Consider the following 15,172-nt stretch of genomic DNA (forward strand, 5'->3'; position numbering starts at 1 on the left):
AACTACGAATGGGAATTAAAAAATATAAACCAACGACTCCTGGACAGAGAGGTATGACCGTTTCTACTTTCGAAGAAATCACAGCGAAAACTCCTGAGAAATCTTTGACAGTAACTCTGAAAAAACATGCAGGAAGAAACGTTAGAGGTAAGATTACCGTTAGACACAGAGGTGGCGGTACAAGACCAAAATACAGAATCATCGACTTCAAGAGAAGAAAAGACGATATTCCGGGAACTGTTAAGACAATCGAATACGATCCAAACAGAAGCGCAAACATCGCTTTAATCGTATACGCAGACGGTGAAAAGAGATATATCATCGCACCTGAAAAATTAAAGGTAGGCGATGTAATCTATTCCGGTCCTGAAGCTGATATCAAGGTTGGAAACGCACTTCCAATCGCTAACATTCCAGTTGGTACAATGATTCACAACATCGAACTGAAGCCTGGCAAAGGTGGTCAGATGGCAAGATCAGCAGGTAATGCCGCGCAGCTGATGGCAAAAGAAGACAAATATGCGCAGGTAAGACTGCCTTCCGGAGAAGTTAGAAAAGTTCTGATTCAGTGCAGAGCAACCATCGGTGAAGTTGGAAATGCAGATCATTCCAACATCCAGATTGGTAAAGCAGGAAGAAAAAGACACATGGGTATCAGACCTACCGTTAGAGGTTCTGTTATGAACCCGAACGATCACCCACACGGCGGTGGTGAAGGCAGAGCGCCTATCGGACGTAAAGGTCCTGTTACTCCTTGGGGTAAACCTGCTCTTGGCTATAAGACCAGAAAGAAGAACAAAGCTTCTAATCAGTATATCGTAAAGAGAAGAAATGAGAAATAAGGAAGGAGCATAGATAAATGAGTAGATCACTTAAAAAAGGTCCTTTCGTAGACGTGAAGCTTCTGAAAGCTATCGAAGCAATGAACGAAGCGAACGAAAAGAAAGTTATCAAGACTTGGTCTAGACCATCTACAATCTTCCCACAGATGGTGGGTCACACAATTGCAGTCCATGATGGAAGAAAACATGTGCCTGTATATGTTACAGAAGACATGGTAGGACATAAGCTTGGAGAATTTGCTCCAACCAGAACTTACAGAGGTCATGCTGCAGATAAGTCATCAAAGGTTAGATAAGAAAAGGAGATAAGAAATGGAAGCAAAAGCAGTTGCAAAATACGTAAGAATGTCTCCTATCAAGCTGAAACCGGTAACTGATCTGGTTAGAGGCAAAGACTTAGCGGAGGCATTAACAATCCTGAAATTCACACCGGGTAAAGGTGCTGAAATCGTTGAAAAAGTTGTTCAGTCAGCAGCAGCAAACGCTGAAAACAATTTCGATATGAATCCGGACAATTTATACGTTGCTGAGGTATATGCTCATCAGGGCCCTACAATGAAGAGATGGAGAGCCGGTTCACAAGGTAGAGCATCAATCATTCTGAAGAGATCAAGCCACGTTGGCGTGACTCTGAAGGAAAGAGACTAAGATAGGAGGTTCATTGAATGGGTCAGAAAGTAAGTCCACATGGATTGAGAGTGGGCGTAATCAAAGACTGGAATTCCAAATGGTATGCAAACAAGCACAACTTTGCAGACATGCTGGTTGAAGATAACAAAGTCAGAGAATACGTAAAGAAAAAATTATATGCTGCAGGCGTTTCTAAAGTGTTAATTGAAAGAGCTGCAGAAAACAAAATCAGAGTCATCGTTTTAACTGCAAGACCTGGTATGGTAATTGGACGTTCCGGCAACGGCGTTGAAGAACTGAAGGCTGCACTGGTTAAAATGACAAAGAAAGAAGTAGAGATTTCCATCGAAGAAGTTAGAAGATCTGAACTCGATGCACAGCTGACAGCTGAGTCCATCGCACAGGCATTAGAAAGACGTGTATCTTTCAGAAGAGCCATGAAACAGGCAATGGGCAGAACCATGAAAGCTGGCGCAAAGGGAATCAAAGTTCTCTGCTCCGGAAGACTGGGCGGTGCTGAAATCGCTAGAAGTGAAAAGTACAGCGAAGGTAACGTTCCTCTCCACACTCTTCGAGCTGATATCGATTATGGGTTTGCGGAAGCAGACACCACTTATGGTAAGATCGGTATCAAAGTATGGATTAACCACGGAGAAATCCTCGACAAGGGATTACAGAGCCCGGTTCGCGAAGAAAAGCGTGAAAAGAGAGACAGAAGAGGCAAGAAAGACGGCGACAGAAGAAGAAACGACAGACGTGGCGACAGAAAGAGAAATGATCGCGGCGACAGAAACGACAGACACGAAGCGCCGAAAGCTGTAAACCCAAGAGTTAGAAAGACTCCGAAGGTAGAAAAAGTAGAAGAACCACAGGTAGAAGCAGCAGTGGAAACTGCAGAAGCTACTGAAGAATAAGCACTGAAGAAAGGAGGAACAAAGCCATGTTAATGCCAAAGCGCGTTAAACACAGAAGAGTTCATAGAGGTAGAATGAAGGGCGTAGCAACCAAGGGCAACACAATTACCTACGGTGCATATGGCCTGGTATCACAGGAATGTGGATGGATCACCTCCAATCAGATCGAGGCAGCTCGTATTGCCATGACAAGATCTATCAAAAGAGGTGGTAAAGTATATATCAAGATTTTCCCACACAAGTCAGTAACAAAGAAACCTGCTGAAGTACGTATGGGTTCCGGTAAAGGTGCACCTGAGTACTGGGTAGCAGTTGTAAAACCTGGCAGAGTCATGTTTGAGATTGAGGGGGTAACTGAAGAACAGGCAAGAGAAGCTATGAGACTTGCTATGCACAAGTTACCTGTTAAATGTAAGTTTGCCATCAAGGAAAACGCAGCAGAGGGTGGTGAAGCATAATGGAATTAAAGAAAATGAGAGAAATGACAGAAATCGAGCTCGCAGCTGAGCTGGAAAAGATGAAAAAAGAACTGTTCAACTTGAGATTCCAGCACGTAACAGGCCAGCTTGAAAACCCTGTTAAAATGAGAGAAGTAAAGAGAAACATCGCTAGAGTGAAAACTATCATAAGAGAAAAAGAACTGGAAAAGGTTCAGGCTTAAGAAAGGAGGATGTAAATTATGGCAGTTGAAAGAAACAGAAGAAAGACTAAAGTCGGCATCGTAGTAAGCGATAAGATGGATAAGACTGTAGTTGTTGCAATCGAAGACTTCGTAAGACATTCCCTTTACGGCAAAGCTGTAAAAAGAACCAAGAAGGTGAAGGCTCACGATGAAAACAACGAATGCCAGATTGGCGATAAAGTTAGAATTATGGAAACAAGACCTCTGTCCAAAGACAAGAGATGGAGACTTGTGAACATCGTAGAGAAAGTTAAATAAGGAGGCACCAAATCATGATTCAGACTGAAACTAGATTAAGAGTTGCTGACAATTCAGGTGCAAAAGAACTTTTATGTATCCGTATTCTGGGCGGTACTTCCCGTCAGTATGCGAATATCGGTGATGTAATCGTTTGTGCTGTTAAAGAAGCAACACCAGGCGGCGTCGTTAAAAAAGGTGACGTTGTCAAGGCTGTAGTGGTTAGAACTAAGAAAGGTGCCAGAAGAGCAGACGGCAGCTATGTAAAGTTTGACCAGAACGCTGCAGTAATCATTAAAGATAAAGAAGACAAGAGCCCAGTGGGAACACGTATCTTCGGACCTGTTGCAAGAGAGCTCAGAGATAAGGGCTTTATGAAGATTGTGTCATTGGCACCAGAAGTACTGTAAGGAGGTGTTGACAGATGCGTATTAAAAAAGACGACACAGTAATTGTGATTACTGGTAAAGATAAGGGCAAAACAGGCAAAGTCCTGAAAGCTATGCCGAAAGAAAACAGAGTCATCGTAGAAGGCGTAAACATTCAGACTAAGCACCAGAAGCAGACAAGAACTGCTAAGGCTGAAATCAAACATGTAGAAGGTCCAATCGACGCTTCTAACGTAATGTTCTACGATACAAAAGCAAAAGCAGCAGTAAAGATCGGTTACAAAGTTGATGGCGACAAAAAAGTTAGAGTCAACAGAAAGACCGGAGCTGTAATCGACTAAGAAAGGAGGAGACGATTTTGACAGCAAGATTAAGAGAAACTTATAAAGAAAAAGTATTCCCAGCACTGCAGGAAAAGTTCCAGTACAAAAATGTAATGGAAGTACCTAAGCTGGAGAAAGTTACTATAAATATGGGTCTTGGCGAAGCAAAAGAAAATGCTAAGATTCTGGAAACAGCCGTAAAAGAAATCGGACTGATCACAGGTCAGAGACCGGTTGTAACAAAGGCTAAAAAGTCCATCGCTAACTTCAAAGTGAGACAGGGCATGCCGGTTGGAGCAAAAGTTACTCTGAGAGGGGATAACATGTATGAATTTATTGATAAGTTCTTCAACATCTCTCTTCCTAGAGTAAGAGACTTCAAGGGTGTCAGCAAAAACTCTTTTGATGGCAGAGGAAACTATTCCATGGGTATCAAGGAACAGTTAATCTTCCCTGAAATTAACTATGATGATGTTGACACAATCAAAGGTATGAACATTGTATTTACGACGACGGCTAAGACTGACGAAGAAGCAGCAGCACTGCTTGAGCTTCTGGGCATGCCGTTCGAAAAGCAATAGGAGGTTAAGATGGCTAAGACATCTCTAAAAGTAAAACAGCAGAGAAAACCGAAGTACTCCACTCGCGCTTATACAAGATGCAGACTTTGTGGAAGACCTCACTCTGTATTAAAGAAATACGGCATCTGCCGTATCTGCTTCAGAGAGCTTGCTTACAAAGGTGAAATCCCTGGCGTAAGAAAAGCTAGCTGGTAAGAATTCGTTAAATCAGTGCGAAGGCGAAGCCCTAACCCGATTTCTGAAAGAAATCGCTGGTAGGTCTTGTGCGAGAAATTCCCAAATCTCCGATTTGGTGAATTTTACCGCCCCGATCTCAGCAAAAAGAAAGGATTAGACGCTTCGAACCGCGCAAGAGTAAAGGAGATATACTGTAATGACAATGACAGATCCAATAGCAGATATGCTAACAAGAATCAGAAATGCCAATACTGTAGGTCATGAAACAGTTGAAATCCCTGCATCAAGAATCAAAAAATCTATCGCAGAGATTTTACTGGAAGAAGGCTACATTAATGGATTCGAAGTTATAGACGATAACAAGCAGGGCATCATCAAAGTTCAGATGAAGTACGGTGCCGGCAAAGAAAGAGTTATCACAGGAATTAAGAAGATTTCAAAGCCTGGTCTGAAAGTTTACGCAAAGGCTAACGAAGTACCAAAGGTACTGGGCGGTCTGGGAATCGCAATCGTTTCCACATCTAAGGGCGTAATCAGCGACAAGAAAGCAAGACAGCTTGGCGTTGGCGGCGAAGTCATCTGTTATGTATGGTAGGAGGTAATGAATTATGTCTAGAATAGGTAATAGACCTGTTGCACTTCCTGCCGGCGTAGAAGTTACTGTAGATGCAAACAATCTTGTAACAGTAAAAGGACCGAAAGGTCAGCTGCAGGAACAGGTAAGCAAATTAATCAGCGTAGAAGTAAAAGAAAACGAAATTTTATTTACCAGACCTTCCGATGCTAGAGAGTACAGATCTCAGCACGGTCTGGCAAGAACACTGGTAAACAACATGGTAGTTGGCGTAACTGAAGGTTACCAGAAGAAACTCCAGTTGATCGGTGTTGGTTACAGAGCAGAGAAAAAAGGTGACACACTGGTTATGAACCTTGGATATTCTCATCCTGTAGAAATGAAAGACCCTGAAGGAATCACAACAGAAGTTCCTGATGCTACCACTGTAGTAGTAAAGGGTATCGACAAAGCAGTTATCGGAAACTATGCGGCAAACATCAGAGCTTGGAGAATGCCTGAACCGTACAAAGGAAAGGGTATCAAGTACGAGGACGAAGTTATCCGCAGAAAAGAAGGAAAAGCTGGAGCTAAATAAGGAAAGGAGTGAAGAAAAATGGCAAAAGAAAGCAGAAACGACAGACGTGTTAAGAGACACGAAAGAGTCAGAAAGAATTTATCCGGAACTCCTGAGAAGCCTAGACTTTGCGTTTTCAAGTCTAACAAGAACATTTCTTGCCAGATTATCGACGACGTAAACAAAGTTACTTTAGCTTCTGCATCTTCCCTTGATAAGGAACTGAAAGCCGAAATCGGTTACGGTGGAAACAAGGAAGCTGCAAAGAAAGTCGGTGAAGCCATCGCAAAGAGAGCACTGGCAAAAGGAATCGAAGTTGTTGCTTTTGACAGAGGCGGTTTCCTCTATCACGGAAGAGTGAAGGAACTGGCTGATGGCGCTCGCGAAGGCGGATTAAAATTCTAACAGGAGGAGATAAGGAATGCGTAATATCATTGATGCATCCAAGCTTGACTTAAAAGAAACTATCGTTAATATCAGACGTGTAGCTAAGACTGTTAAAGGCGGTAGAAACATGAGATTCAGCGTAACTGTAGTAGTCGGCGACGGCAATGGCTATGTAGGCGTTGGTCTTGGTAAAGCACAGGAAATTCCTGAAGCTGTAAGAAAAGCAACAGAAGATGCTAAGAAGAATTTAATATATGTTCCTACAGTTGGAACAACTATCCCACATAGAAACGTTGGTATTTTCGGCGCAGGTAAAGTTTTACTGATGCCTGCTGCACAGGGTACCGGAGTTATCGCAGGTTCCTCTGTACGTACCGTACTGGAAGCTGCAGGTATCAAAGACGTGAGAGCTAAGTCCATCGGCTCCAGCAACACTGGAAACATGGCTTATGCAACTTTGGAAGGTCTGAAGAGCCTGATGACTGTAGAAAAAGTTGCTAAGCTGAGAGGCAAAGCTCCTGAAGAAATTTTAGGATAAGGAGGAACGTTTCATGGCTATGTTAAAAATCACATTGACAAAGAGCACAATTGGCGCTTCCCCTAAACAGAGAAAAGTTGTCGAAGCGTTAGGACTGAAGAAGATGCATAGAAGTGTCGAATTAGCTGACACACCTGCAACTCGCGGTGCTGTAGCAAAAGTAGCACATCTTGTTACTGTAGAAGAACTGTAAGATAGGGGGTGCAAGGTAAAATGAAACTGCATGAGTTAAGAGCGGCAGAAGGTTCCACTAAAAACCGCAAAAGAAGAGGTCGTGGTACTGCTACCGGCCAGGGTAAAACCGGCGGCAGAGGTATGAACGGTCAGAAGTCCAGAAGCGGCGGCGGAGTCAGACTTGGCTTCGAAGGCGGACAGATGCCACTTTACAGACGTCTTCCAAAGAGAGGATTCACCAACATCTTTGGAACAGAGTATACAATTGTTAATGTAGAAGATCTTAATAGATTTGAAGCTGGTACTGAAGTTACACCTGAGCTGTTGAAAGAATTAGGCATGGTAAAACAGGTGAAAGACGGAATCAAGATTCTTGGAAATGGAACTTTGAACATCGGTATCACAGTAAAGGCACACAAATTTACTAAGAGCGCAATTGAAAAAATCGAAGCTGCTGGAGGAAAGGCAGAGGTGATTTAAGATGGAGATGCTTAAGACTATTTCACAGGCATTTAAAGTCGCTGAAATAAGAAGCAAAATGATTTTCACGCTGTTAATGCTGGTCGTTTTTAGAATCGGATCCAACATTCCTGTACCGGGCATTAACAGAGGTACGCTGGCACAGATGTTTACAGGTGAAACCGGATTGTTCGACTTGTTCGACCTGTTTTCCGGCGGATCCTTCAGCCAGTTCACCATATTTGCTTTAAGTATTACACCATACATTACGGCTTCCATCATTATCCAGCTTTTGACCATGGCTTTCCCTTATTTTGAAAGACTGGCAAAGGAAGGACAGGAAGGAAGAAAGAAGATGGCGCAGATTACTCGTTATCTGACCATCGTCCTTGCGCTGATTCAGGCGCTTGGCTTGACAGTAGGTCTGTTCAGAAGAGCAATCACCGACCAGACATGGTTCTCTTTCGCAGTAATTATTCTGGTTCTCACAGCAGGTACTGCATTCCTGATGTGGCTGGGTGAGCAGATTAACGAGAATGGAATCGGTAATGGTATCTCGCTGATTATCTTCGGCGGTATCGTTGCAAGAATTCCGAGCGGACTTCGCAGTCTGTGGACCCAGTATAACGATGGAGCGCTTTCCATCGTAACACTGCTGGTGTTCGTAGTATTTGCAGTTGCAGTTATTCTGGGCGTTATTGAAATTCAGCAGGGTACCAGAAGAATTCCTGTACAGTATGCGAAGAGAGTTGTAGGAAGAAAGATGTACGGCGGACAATCCACCCATATCCCTCTAAAGGTTAACCAGGCAGGGGTAATTCCGGTAATTTTCGCGCTGTCCATCCTGCAGTTCCCACTGACAATCACATACTTCTTCCCAGGCACTGCTTTTACTGAGTTTGTAACTAAGTGGCTGTCACCTGCGGGGAATCCGGGTGTATGGGTATATGCAGTATTTAACGTATTGCTGATTATATTCTTCAACTACTTCTATACAGCAGTTAGCTTTAACCCTGTGGAAGTAGCACAGAACATGAAAGCAAACGGCGGATTTATTCCGGGTATCAGACCGGGAAAAGCAACAGTTGAATATCTGAACAAAGTAATGTCAAGACTTTCATTTGTAGGCGCTATTTTCCTGGCAGTAATCGCAACGTTGCCAACAATTTTAGGCGTACTTGTTCCAGCATTGAAGGGAATGCACTTCGGCGGAACTTCTCTGCTTATCGCAGTAGGCGTTGCGCTTGATACAATGAAACAACTGGAAAACCAGATGGTTATGAGAAACTATCAGGGATTCCTGAAATAAGAGGAGATGAGCAAATGCTGAGAACAGTATTGTTAGGCCCTCCGGGCGCCGGAAAGGGCACACAGGCAGTGAAAATTGTGGAGAAGTACAATATCCCACACATTTCAACTGGAGATATTTTCAGAGAAAACATCAAAAACGGAACAGAGCTTGGTAAGAAAGCACAGGAATATATGAACAAAGGTGAATTGGTTCCAGATGAGTTGGTAATGGATTTAGCAACGGACAGACTTCTTGCAGATGACTGCAGGAATGGATTCCTGCTCGACGGCTTCCCTAGAACTGTTTATCAGGCTGAAAAGCTGGATGAATTCTTAGAAGCGCACGGTCAGAAACTTGACACTGTGATTGATATCGAAGTGGAAAAGGAAGAACTGGTTACAAGAATTACCGGAAGAAGAGTCTGCAAGGCTTGCGGCGCTTCCTTCCATGTCGTAAACATTCCTCCTAAAAAAGAAGGCATTTGTGACCTCTGCGGAGGCGAGCTGTTCCAGAGAGCGGACGACACGGTTGATGCTGTTGAAACCAGAGTCGCAGAATACAACGAAAAGACCAAGCCTTTGGTGGATTACTACACAAAGGCAGGCAATGTCGTTACTATCGATGGAGCGCTTCCTCTCGACACTGTATTTGCTGAAATTGTAAAAGCTTTAGGTGAATAGTATGATCATCATCAAATCCAAACAGGAAATTGATTTAATGCGTGAGTCCGGAAAAGTTACCGGCTATATTCTAAAAACGCTGGAAGACTTTATTAAACCGGGCATGTCCACTATGGACATCGACCGCTATGTAGAGGAAACCATCCGTAAGAACAAAATGATTCCCTCATTTAAAGGCTACGGTGGTTTTCCTGGCAGCGCATGTGTGTCCATTAACGAAGAGGTCGTGCATGGCATTCCCGACAAACATCGAATCATTCAGGAAGGCGATATTGTCAGCGTAGATGTGGGTTCGACCTACAAAGGCTATGTCAGTGACGCAGCAAGAACTTACGCTATCGGCAAGGTTGAACCTGAAGCACAAAGGCTGATTGATGTTACCAGAGAAAGCTTTTTCGAAGGCATCAAGTTTGCAAGAGCGGGAAACAGACTGTCAGATATCTCCCATGCCGTTCAGGTACATGCGGAGGGTGCAGGATTTTCTGTGATTCGTGACTTTGTAGGACACGGCGTAGGAAGAGATATGCACGAAGATCCGCAGATTCCTAACTATGGCAAGGCGGGAAAAGGACCGAGACTGGTCAGCGGTATGGTATTTGCTATTGAACCGATGATTTGTCAGGGCGGCTACGAAGTAGAAACGTTGCTCAATGACTGGACAGTGGTTACAGCTGACGGAAAGCTTGCAGCGCATTATGAAAATACTGTTGTTATTAATGATGGTGAGCCTGAACTGCTTACCTTATAGTAAAGAGAGAGGTGTATTTATGGCGAAAAAAGACGTCATCGAAGCAATGGGAACCGTTGTAGACGCACAGCCAAACGCTATGTTCAAGGTGAAGCTTGAAAACGGTTTTGAAGTACTCGCACACATTTCAGGAAAAATCAGAATGAATTATATAAGAATCCTTCCGGGAGATAAAGTGAAAGTGGAACTTTCCCCTTATGACCTGACTCGCGGAAGAATTATCTGGAGAGATAAATAATTCCCTCGGCTTCGCCCTGGGAATTATAGACAAGATAAAATCTTTCGCAGCTTCGCTGTAAGGAAATCTTGTTTGAAATTCCCTCGACTTCGCCCTGGGAATTATAGAAAATCGCATAGATATGGAGGAGGAATTAAAATGAAAGTTAGAGCTTCCGTAAAACCAATCTGTGAAAAGTGCAAGGTAATCAAAAGAAACGGACGAGTAATGGTGATCTGTGAAAATCCGAAGCACAAACAGAGACAAGGTTAATTAAATTCGTTAAATCCCCTGCGAGGACCAGGACCGCAGGAAAGATAAAATTTATTGTTATTAGAACCCCTGTCTGTATCACCCCTGGAAGGTGACGGAAGATAGGAGAAGGAGGAAACGTATGGCTCGTATAGCCGGTGTCGACTTACCAAGAGACAAAAGAGTAGAAATTGGTTTAACTTACATTTACGGTATCGGAAGAAAAACCTCAAATGTAATCCTTGAAAAAGCAGGCGTAAATCCTGATACAAGGGTAAAAGACCTGACTGAAGATGAAGCTGGTAAAATCAGAAAGATCATCGATGAAGAATACCTTGTAGAAGGTGACCTGAGAAGAGAAGTTTCTCTGAATATCAAGAGACTGATGGAAATCGGCAGCTACAGAGGTATCAGACATAGAAGAGGTCTGCCTGTTAGAGGTCAGAAAACAAAGACAAACGCTAGAACTCGCAAAGGTCCTAAAAAGACTGTAGGCAGAAAGAAGAAATAAGAAGGAGGTAGGAAACAATGGCTAAAACTGCTAAAAAGGTAGTTAGAAAAAAGAAAAGAGAACGTAAGAACATTGAAAAAGGCCAGGCACATATCCAATCCACCTTTAACAATACTTTAGTCACTCTTACAGATATGGACGGAAATGCACTTTCCTGGTCCAGCGCAGGTTCCCTGGGTTTTAAGGGTTCCAGAAAGTCTACTCCATACGCTGCACAGATGGCTGCTGAAGAAGCAACTAAAGGTGCACTGGAACACGGCTTAAAAACAGTTGAAGTTTACGTAAAGGGTCCAGGATCCGGAAGAGAAGCTGCTATCAGAGCACTGCAGGCAGCTGGTCTTGAAATCACTATGATTAAGGATATCACACCGATTCCGCACAACGGATGCAGACCGCCAAAGAGAAGAAGAGTCTAATTGAAGGGAGGAGTAATATAACATGGCAAGATATACAGACGCTAACTGCAGATTATGCAGAAGAGAAGGCCAGAAGCTTTTCTTGAAGGGTGAAAGATGCTATAGCGGCAAATGCGCAATTGAGAAGAGAAATTACGCTCCCGGACAGCACGGTCAGTCCAGAAAGAAGACTTCTGACTATGGACTGCAGCTCCGCGAAAAGCAGAAAGCTAAGAGATTCTACGGAATGCAGGAAAAGCAGTTTAGAAATTTATTTGATAAAGCTGCTAGAAAACAGGGTAAGACAGGTGAAAACTTACTGATCTTATTAGAAACCAGATTGGATAACGCAGTATATAGATTAGGTTTTGCATCTTCCCGAAAAGAAGCAAGACAGCTGGTTGTTCACGGACATTTCACAGTAAATGGCAAGAAAGCTACAGCTCCATCTATGCAGCTGAAAGCTGGTGATGTCATTAAAGTTAAGGAAAAGAGCACAAGCTCCCCTAAATTTAAGGAAATCAAAGAAATGTCAATCACTGTACCTTCATGGATGGCAGTAGACGTTGAGAAATTAGAAGGTAAAGTTGTTGCTATGCCAACAAGAGAAGATATCGATACTCCGGTTGCAGAGCACTTAATCGTCGAATTGTACTCCAAGTAAACAAGCGGCATAAAACCGGTATTACTTGGAATAAGAAGGAGGGTTTTTAGTGATAGAAATCGAAAAACCAACAATCACTAAGTTTGTGGACGAAGACGGTACTTACGGCAAATTTGTCGTAGAACCTCTTGAAAGAGGTTATGGTACAACACTGGGAAACTGCATGAGAAGAATTCTCTTGAGTTCACTTCCGGGTGCTGCTGTAACTTCTGTAAAAATCGACGGAATACTTCACGAGTTTTCAACGATACCAGGTGTCAAAGAAGACGTAACAGAAATCATCTTAAACTTAAAGAAACTTGCTGTAAGACTGAACGGCGATAATACAAAGCGTGTAATCATCAATGCGGTTGGTCCAAAAGTTGTAACGGCTGCTGACATTATTGGTGATTCCGAAATGGAAATTTTCAATCCTGAGCTGCATATTGCAACACTGGAAGAAAATGCTACACTTGTAATGGAAATCAATCTCGCAAGAGGCAGAGGCTATGTACCTGCTGACCAGAACAAGACAGAAAGCACACCGATTTCAGTGATTCCAGTTGACTCTATCTACACACCTGTTAGAAAAGTCAACTATACAGTAGAGAACACAAGAGTTGGTCAGGTCACTGACTTTGACAGATTGATTCTGGAAATTTGGACAGATGGTTCCATCACACCGGAGGAAGGCGTATCCATAGGAGCGAAGATTATGCAGGAACACCTGAATCTCTTCATTCAGCTGGACGACTCCACCGATGGCATGGAAATCATGGTCGCAAAAGAAGAAGACCAGAAAGAAAAAGCGCTGGAAATGACAATTGATGAATTGGAACTTTCCGTTCGTTCCTTCAACTGTTTGAAGAGAGCTGCAATTAACACTGTTGAAGAGTTGACCGAACGCACCGAAGAGGATATGATGAAGGTTAGAAACCTTGGGAAGAAGTCCCTCGACGAAGTGAAAGCAAAATTAGAAGAATTAGGACTTGGTCTCAAACCAAGCGACGATTAATCATTTGCACAAACCATGATACGACTTGTGCCAAGCTGCTCACGCAGTTCGCAGGGCACAAAAGCATAAGGTCTCCCCATCAATTTCCCCTGGAAATTGGGGCGAGAACCATTACGAAAGGAGAATTGATATGCCAGGATATAGAAAACTGGGCAGACCTACTGCTCACAGAAAAGCTATGCTGAGAAATCTGGTAACTGATCTGCTCAGAGAAGGTAGAATTTCTACTACTGACTGCAGAGCTAAGGAAGCTAGAAGAGAAGCAGAAAAGCTGATTACACTTGCAAAGCGCGGCGACCTTCACGCAAGAAGACAGGCGCTGGCATACATCTACGACGAAAGCGTAGTAAGCAAGCTGTTTGATGAAATTGCACCAAAGTATGCTGACAGAAACGGTGGATATACAAGAATTCTGAAGCTGGGACCTAGAAGAGGCGATTGCGCTGAAGTAGTGTTCGTAGAATTAGTATAATCAAACATCAACTTAATACTAAACATGAAAACCCTGTAAGGCATACGCCTTGCAGGGTTTGTTCATTCTATATTTCTTTATGGAGGGGAACGCTTAGTACGTCTTGCTATATTTTAAATAGTACTCTTGTGCTTTATCCTCGGTTAGGGAGAAGTGCTTTTGCAGCTTAGAGAGAATCTGTACCTGCGTCTTTCCTTCTTCCAGATTATCCAAAATAAGGGCGGCGATGCCCTGTTCTATACCTACTGCTTTACCTTCTGCGAGACCTTCTCGTCTGGCTGCATCACGTTCCGTAGTACGGTCGTGTTTTGCCATCTCCTCATGCCATAAGAGAACTTCTAAGACTTCATCGTCTGTAACATTTTTGTATACCCGATCGGACATATGGATTGCCTCCTCATCAGTTTCTAAGAGTTTTGCAACATAATCTTCTTTCTGGTCATCACCAACGTATTTTATATAGGAACAGAACTGCTCCAACGGGCTCATCAGCGAAGGATCTTGCGCCTGCAGTTTCCCCAACTCCAGAAAATGAATTTCCAGCTTGTCAGTTAGAGGGTACCCGTAGGTGTCCTCTGCCATGATAAACCGGGTATGGAAATCCGGAATATGGCTGAACTGTATGCCATTGACAAAAGAGATGACTACGTTTTTCTTCATTTTACCATAGTTTTCCCCGGAATCCAATGAAGAATTTGTCATGCGGCAGCCATACAGCAGAATACGGTTTTCGAAGCCATCCTGTACTTTATTCTGCATTTCCACGTTGAACTGCTCTCCATCATGGGTTTTGGCGCGGATGTCCATAACCGTGCCTGTATCGCTCGGTTTGAAGCCTTTGTGCACGCTGTTTAGAACGGTAACCTCTGTAATGGGATCATCTTTGCGGTCCAGAACCAGATTCAGCATAGCCATCAGTGCATGGCGGGATGCGTCTGTATCGGACGCATAGACAAAGTAGAAGACCAGATCATCAGTCAGGCGTAATTGTGATTTTTGTTTCATATTTCTCCCTTTCTTTGAACGAAATCAGCAAAAACTAAAAAAGAGAAAATGACAAAATAGTAAAATTTTGCCTTTTTCTCTTTATACTAATTTTATCATGGAAAAATCCCCTAGTCAATACAAAATTTGGAAGATGATAGACTGAAAGAAGAAACGGGCTGCTAGCTATGTTTTGAGAAAATACTTTGTAAAAATGGTAAACTGATTTGGAAGCAGAGTTTTATACTGTACAAAGCTTTCCGCCTGTGCTATACTGTATATAAATCATTAGAAACAATTGAATGAAACTATTTCATGTTCTGACAAGTTGTCAGCTAAGAGGGAAGCAGGTGTGAGTCCTGCGCGGTTACCGTCGCTGTATTGAAGGAATGCTGCTAAGAAACCACTAACGTTTCGTGATGAAACGTCGGGAAGGATAGCAGTGTGATGATTTCTGAGCCAGAAGACCTGCATGGAGTACTGAAGCGGCTGACGGTTATT

General features: G+C 43.1%; 28 protein-coding genes and 1 riboswitch. Of the genes, 27 read left to right on the forward strand and 1 reads right to left on the reverse strand.

Features of this window, described 5'->3' with window-relative positions:
- The first annotated feature begins 8 nt into the window (after positions 1-8).
- From rplB to rplQ, 27 genes are all read left to right on the forward strand, one after another.
- On the forward strand, positions 9-842 hold the full coding sequence (gene rplB / locus D1151_RS06470) for a 50S ribosomal protein L2 (RefSeq protein WP_160201965.1): 834 nt from the start codon (positions 9-11) through the stop codon (positions 840-842).
- Positions 843-859: 17 nt separating this feature from the next.
- Complete coding sequence (gene rpsS / locus D1151_RS06475; RefSeq protein WP_160201964.1) at positions 860-1,138, forward strand: 30S ribosomal protein S19; 279 nt, start codon at positions 860-862, stop codon at positions 1,136-1,138.
- A 16-nt stretch (positions 1,139-1,154) separates the two neighbouring features.
- Positions 1,155-1,490 carry a 50S ribosomal protein L22 gene (rplV, locus tag D1151_RS06480; protein WP_160201963.1) on the forward strand — a complete coding sequence of 112 codons (336 nt, stop codon included), beginning with the start codon at positions 1,155-1,157 and terminating at the stop codon, positions 1,488-1,490.
- Between the two features lie 17 nt (positions 1,491-1,507).
- Positions 1,508-2,386, forward strand: coding sequence for a 30S ribosomal protein S3 (rpsC, locus tag D1151_RS06485; protein ID WP_160201962.1), 879 nt, complete (start codon positions 1,508-1,510; stop codon positions 2,384-2,386).
- Positions 2,387-2,412: 26 nt separating this feature from the next.
- Positions 2,413-2,844 carry a 50S ribosomal protein L16 gene (gene rplP, locus D1151_RS06490; protein ID WP_160201961.1) on the forward strand — a complete coding sequence of 144 codons (432 nt, stop codon included), beginning with the start codon at positions 2,413-2,415 and terminating at the stop codon, positions 2,842-2,844.
- Complete coding sequence (rpmC, locus tag D1151_RS06495; RefSeq protein ID WP_160201960.1) at positions 2,844-3,047, forward strand: 50S ribosomal protein L29; 204 nt, start codon at positions 2,844-2,846, stop codon at positions 3,045-3,047. The genes rplP and rpmC overlap by 1 nt, the downstream gene beginning before the upstream one ends.
- Before the next feature lie 18 nt (positions 3,048-3,065).
- Positions 3,066-3,326, forward strand: a complete 261-nt coding sequence (gene rpsQ, locus D1151_RS06500; RefSeq protein WP_160201959.1) for a 30S ribosomal protein S17 — start codon at positions 3,066-3,068, stop codon at positions 3,324-3,326.
- A gap of 14 nt (positions 3,327-3,340) precedes the next feature.
- Positions 3,341-3,715 (forward strand): 50S ribosomal protein L14, encoded by a 375-nt coding sequence (gene rplN, locus D1151_RS06505; protein WP_160201958.1) that lies wholly within the window; start codon positions 3,341-3,343, stop codon positions 3,713-3,715.
- A gap of 14 nt (positions 3,716-3,729) precedes the next feature.
- Positions 3,730-4,035, forward strand: coding sequence for a 50S ribosomal protein L24 (rplX, locus tag D1151_RS06510; protein WP_160201957.1), 306 nt, complete (start codon positions 3,730-3,732; stop codon positions 4,033-4,035).
- Positions 4,036-4,052: 17 nt separating this feature from the next.
- Entirely contained in the window at positions 4,053-4,598 is a 546-nt protein-coding gene (rplE, locus tag D1151_RS06515) for a 50S ribosomal protein L5 (protein ID WP_160201956.1), read from the forward strand.
- Positions 4,599-4,607: 9 nt separating this feature from the next.
- Positions 4,608-4,793 carry a type Z 30S ribosomal protein S14 gene (locus tag D1151_RS06520; RefSeq protein WP_160201955.1) on the forward strand — a complete coding sequence of 62 codons (186 nt, stop codon included), beginning with the start codon at positions 4,608-4,610 and terminating at the stop codon, positions 4,791-4,793.
- A 178-nt stretch (positions 4,794-4,971) separates the two neighbouring features.
- Complete coding sequence (gene rpsH / locus D1151_RS06525; RefSeq protein WP_160201954.1) at positions 4,972-5,370, forward strand: 30S ribosomal protein S8; 399 nt, start codon at positions 4,972-4,974, stop codon at positions 5,368-5,370.
- A 13-nt stretch (positions 5,371-5,383) separates the two neighbouring features.
- On the forward strand, positions 5,384-5,926 hold the full coding sequence (rplF, locus tag D1151_RS06530) for a 50S ribosomal protein L6 (RefSeq protein ID WP_160201953.1): 543 nt from the start codon (positions 5,384-5,386) through the stop codon (positions 5,924-5,926).
- A gap of 18 nt (positions 5,927-5,944) precedes the next feature.
- Positions 5,945-6,310 carry a 50S ribosomal protein L18 gene (gene rplR, locus D1151_RS06535; protein WP_160201952.1) on the forward strand — a complete coding sequence of 122 codons (366 nt, stop codon included), beginning with the start codon at positions 5,945-5,947 and terminating at the stop codon, positions 6,308-6,310.
- 16 nt (positions 6,311-6,326) lie between these two features.
- Complete coding sequence (gene rpsE, locus D1151_RS06540) at positions 6,327-6,830, forward strand: 30S ribosomal protein S5 (RefSeq protein WP_160201951.1); 504 nt, start codon at positions 6,327-6,329, stop codon at positions 6,828-6,830.
- 13 nt (positions 6,831-6,843) lie between these two features.
- Complete coding sequence (gene rpmD / locus D1151_RS06545; RefSeq protein WP_160201950.1) at positions 6,844-7,023, forward strand: 50S ribosomal protein L30; 180 nt, start codon at positions 6,844-6,846, stop codon at positions 7,021-7,023.
- A gap of 20 nt (positions 7,024-7,043) precedes the next feature.
- Positions 7,044-7,484, forward strand: a complete 441-nt coding sequence (gene rplO, locus D1151_RS06550; protein ID WP_160201949.1) for a 50S ribosomal protein L15 — start codon at positions 7,044-7,046, stop codon at positions 7,482-7,484.
- 1 nt (position 7,485) lies between these two features.
- Entirely contained in the window at positions 7,486-8,772 is a 1,287-nt protein-coding gene (secY, locus tag D1151_RS06555; protein WP_330588301.1) for a preprotein translocase subunit SecY, read from the forward strand.
- A gap of 17 nt (positions 8,773-8,789) precedes the next feature.
- Positions 8,790-9,434 (forward strand): adenylate kinase, encoded by a 645-nt coding sequence (locus D1151_RS06560; protein WP_161908415.1) that lies wholly within the window; start codon positions 8,790-8,792, stop codon positions 9,432-9,434.
- Between the two features lies 1 nt (position 9,435).
- Complete coding sequence (gene map, locus D1151_RS06565) at positions 9,436-10,182, forward strand: type I methionyl aminopeptidase (protein WP_161908365.1); 747 nt, start codon at positions 9,436-9,438, stop codon at positions 10,180-10,182.
- Between the two features lie 19 nt (positions 10,183-10,201).
- Positions 10,202-10,420 (forward strand): translation initiation factor IF-1, encoded by a 219-nt coding sequence (gene infA, locus D1151_RS06570; RefSeq protein WP_067532786.1) that lies wholly within the window; start codon positions 10,202-10,204, stop codon positions 10,418-10,420.
- A gap of 138 nt (positions 10,421-10,558) precedes the next feature.
- Positions 10,559-10,672: a 50S ribosomal protein L36 gene (rpmJ, locus tag D1151_RS06575; protein ID WP_050738992.1), complete on the forward strand. Its 114-nt coding sequence runs from the start codon at positions 10,559-10,561 to the stop codon at positions 10,670-10,672.
- 121 nt (positions 10,673-10,793) lie between these two features.
- Entirely contained in the window at positions 10,794-11,162 is a 369-nt protein-coding gene (rpsM, locus tag D1151_RS06580; protein WP_160201946.1) for a 30S ribosomal protein S13, read from the forward strand.
- 17 nt (positions 11,163-11,179) lie between these two features.
- The gene (gene rpsK / locus D1151_RS06585) at positions 11,180-11,578 is read left to right on the forward strand and encodes a 30S ribosomal protein S11 (RefSeq protein WP_160201945.1); all 399 of its coding nucleotides are present in this window, start codon (positions 11,180-11,182) and stop codon (positions 11,576-11,578) included.
- 22 nt (positions 11,579-11,600) lie between these two features.
- Positions 11,601-12,221 carry a 30S ribosomal protein S4 gene (gene rpsD, locus D1151_RS06590; protein ID WP_160201944.1) on the forward strand — a complete coding sequence of 207 codons (621 nt, stop codon included), beginning with the start codon at positions 11,601-11,603 and terminating at the stop codon, positions 12,219-12,221.
- A gap of 49 nt (positions 12,222-12,270) precedes the next feature.
- Complete coding sequence (locus D1151_RS06595) at positions 12,271-13,215, forward strand: DNA-directed RNA polymerase subunit alpha (protein WP_160201943.1); 945 nt, start codon at positions 12,271-12,273, stop codon at positions 13,213-13,215.
- Positions 13,216-13,345: 130 nt separating this feature from the next.
- On the forward strand, positions 13,346-13,687 hold the full coding sequence (rplQ, locus tag D1151_RS06600) for a 50S ribosomal protein L17 (RefSeq protein ID WP_161908366.1): 342 nt from the start codon (positions 13,346-13,348) through the stop codon (positions 13,685-13,687).
- 93 nt (positions 13,688-13,780) lie between these two features.
- Here rplQ and D1151_RS06605 read toward each other — a convergent pair whose 3' ends face one another.
- Entirely contained in the window at positions 13,781-14,692 is a 912-nt protein-coding gene (locus D1151_RS06605) for an Rpn family recombination-promoting nuclease/putative transposase (RefSeq protein WP_161908367.1), read from the reverse strand.
- A gap of 277 nt (positions 14,693-14,969) precedes the next feature.
- Positions 14,970-15,162: riboswitch (cobalamin riboswitch) on the forward strand.
- Positions 15,163-15,172: the final 10 nt, after the last annotated feature.

Source organism: Emergencia sp. 1XD21-10, assembly GCF_009936045.1.
Taxonomy (GTDB): Bacteria; Bacillota; Clostridia; order Peptostreptococcales; family Anaerovoracaceae; genus Senimuribacter; species Senimuribacter intestinalis.

Bases quoted from the DNA above. Each gene is read 5' to 3' on its own strand.
- rpsK (WP_160201945.1), top strand. From the start codon at position 11,180: ATGGCTAAAACTGCTAAAAAGGTAGTTAGAAAAAAGAAAAGAGAACGT.
- rpsS (WP_160201964.1), top strand. From the start codon at position 860: ATGAGTAGATCACTTAAAAAAGGTCCTTTCGTAGACGTGAAGCTTCTG.
- rpsE (WP_160201951.1), top strand. From the start codon at position 6,327: ATGCGTAATATCATTGATGCATCCAAGCTTGACTTAAAAGAAACTATC.
- rplN (WP_160201958.1), top strand. From the start codon at position 3,341: ATGATTCAGACTGAAACTAGATTAAGAGTTGCTGACAATTCAGGTGCA.
- D1151_RS06520 (WP_160201955.1), top strand. From the start codon at position 4,608: ATGGCTAAGACATCTCTAAAAGTAAAACAGCAGAGAAAACCGAAGTAC.
- rpmJ (WP_050738992.1), top strand. From the start codon at position 10,559: ATGAAAGTTAGAGCTTCCGTAAAACCAATCTGTGAAAAGTGCAAGGTA.
- rpsQ (WP_160201959.1), top strand. From the start codon at position 3,066: ATGGCAGTTGAAAGAAACAGAAGAAAGACTAAAGTCGGCATCGTAGTA.
- rplB (WP_160201965.1), top strand. From the start codon at position 9: ATGGGAATTAAAAAATATAAACCAACGACTCCTGGACAGAGAGGTATG.
- rpsM (WP_160201946.1), top strand. From the start codon at position 10,794: ATGGCTCGTATAGCCGGTGTCGACTTACCAAGAGACAAAAGAGTAGAA.
- rpmD (WP_160201950.1), top strand. From the start codon at position 6,844: ATGGCTATGTTAAAAATCACATTGACAAAGAGCACAATTGGCGCTTCC.
- rplO (WP_160201949.1), top strand. From the start codon at position 7,044: ATGAAACTGCATGAGTTAAGAGCGGCAGAAGGTTCCACTAAAAACCGC.
- rplX (WP_160201957.1), top strand. From the start codon at position 3,730: ATGCGTATTAAAAAAGACGACACAGTAATTGTGATTACTGGTAAAGAT.
- D1151_RS06605 (WP_161908367.1), bottom strand. From the start codon at position 14,692: ATGAAACAAAAATCACAATTACGCCTGACTGATGATCTGGTCTTCTAC.
- rplP (WP_160201961.1), top strand. From the start codon at position 2,413: ATGTTAATGCCAAAGCGCGTTAAACACAGAAGAGTTCATAGAGGTAGA.
- rplF (WP_160201953.1), top strand. From the start codon at position 5,384: ATGTCTAGAATAGGTAATAGACCTGTTGCACTTCCTGCCGGCGTAGAA.
- rpsH (WP_160201954.1), top strand. From the start codon at position 4,972: ATGACAATGACAGATCCAATAGCAGATATGCTAACAAGAATCAGAAAT.
- infA (WP_067532786.1), top strand. From the start codon at position 10,202: ATGGCGAAAAAAGACGTCATCGAAGCAATGGGAACCGTTGTAGACGCA.
- rplR (WP_160201952.1), top strand. From the start codon at position 5,945: ATGGCAAAAGAAAGCAGAAACGACAGACGTGTTAAGAGACACGAAAGA.
- rplV (WP_160201963.1), top strand. From the start codon at position 1,155: ATGGAAGCAAAAGCAGTTGCAAAATACGTAAGAATGTCTCCTATCAAG.
- map (WP_161908365.1), top strand. From the start codon at position 9,436: ATGATCATCATCAAATCCAAACAGGAAATTGATTTAATGCGTGAGTCC.
- rpmC (WP_160201960.1), top strand. From the start codon at position 2,844: ATGGAATTAAAGAAAATGAGAGAAATGACAGAAATCGAGCTCGCAGCT.
- secY (WP_330588301.1), top strand. From the start codon at position 7,486: ATGGAGATGCTTAAGACTATTTCACAGGCATTTAAAGTCGCTGAAATA.
- rplQ (WP_161908366.1), top strand. From the start codon at position 13,346: ATGCCAGGATATAGAAAACTGGGCAGACCTACTGCTCACAGAAAAGCT.
- rpsD (WP_160201944.1), top strand. From the start codon at position 11,601: ATGGCAAGATATACAGACGCTAACTGCAGATTATGCAGAAGAGAAGGC.
- rpsC (WP_160201962.1), top strand. From the start codon at position 1,508: ATGGGTCAGAAAGTAAGTCCACATGGATTGAGAGTGGGCGTAATCAAA.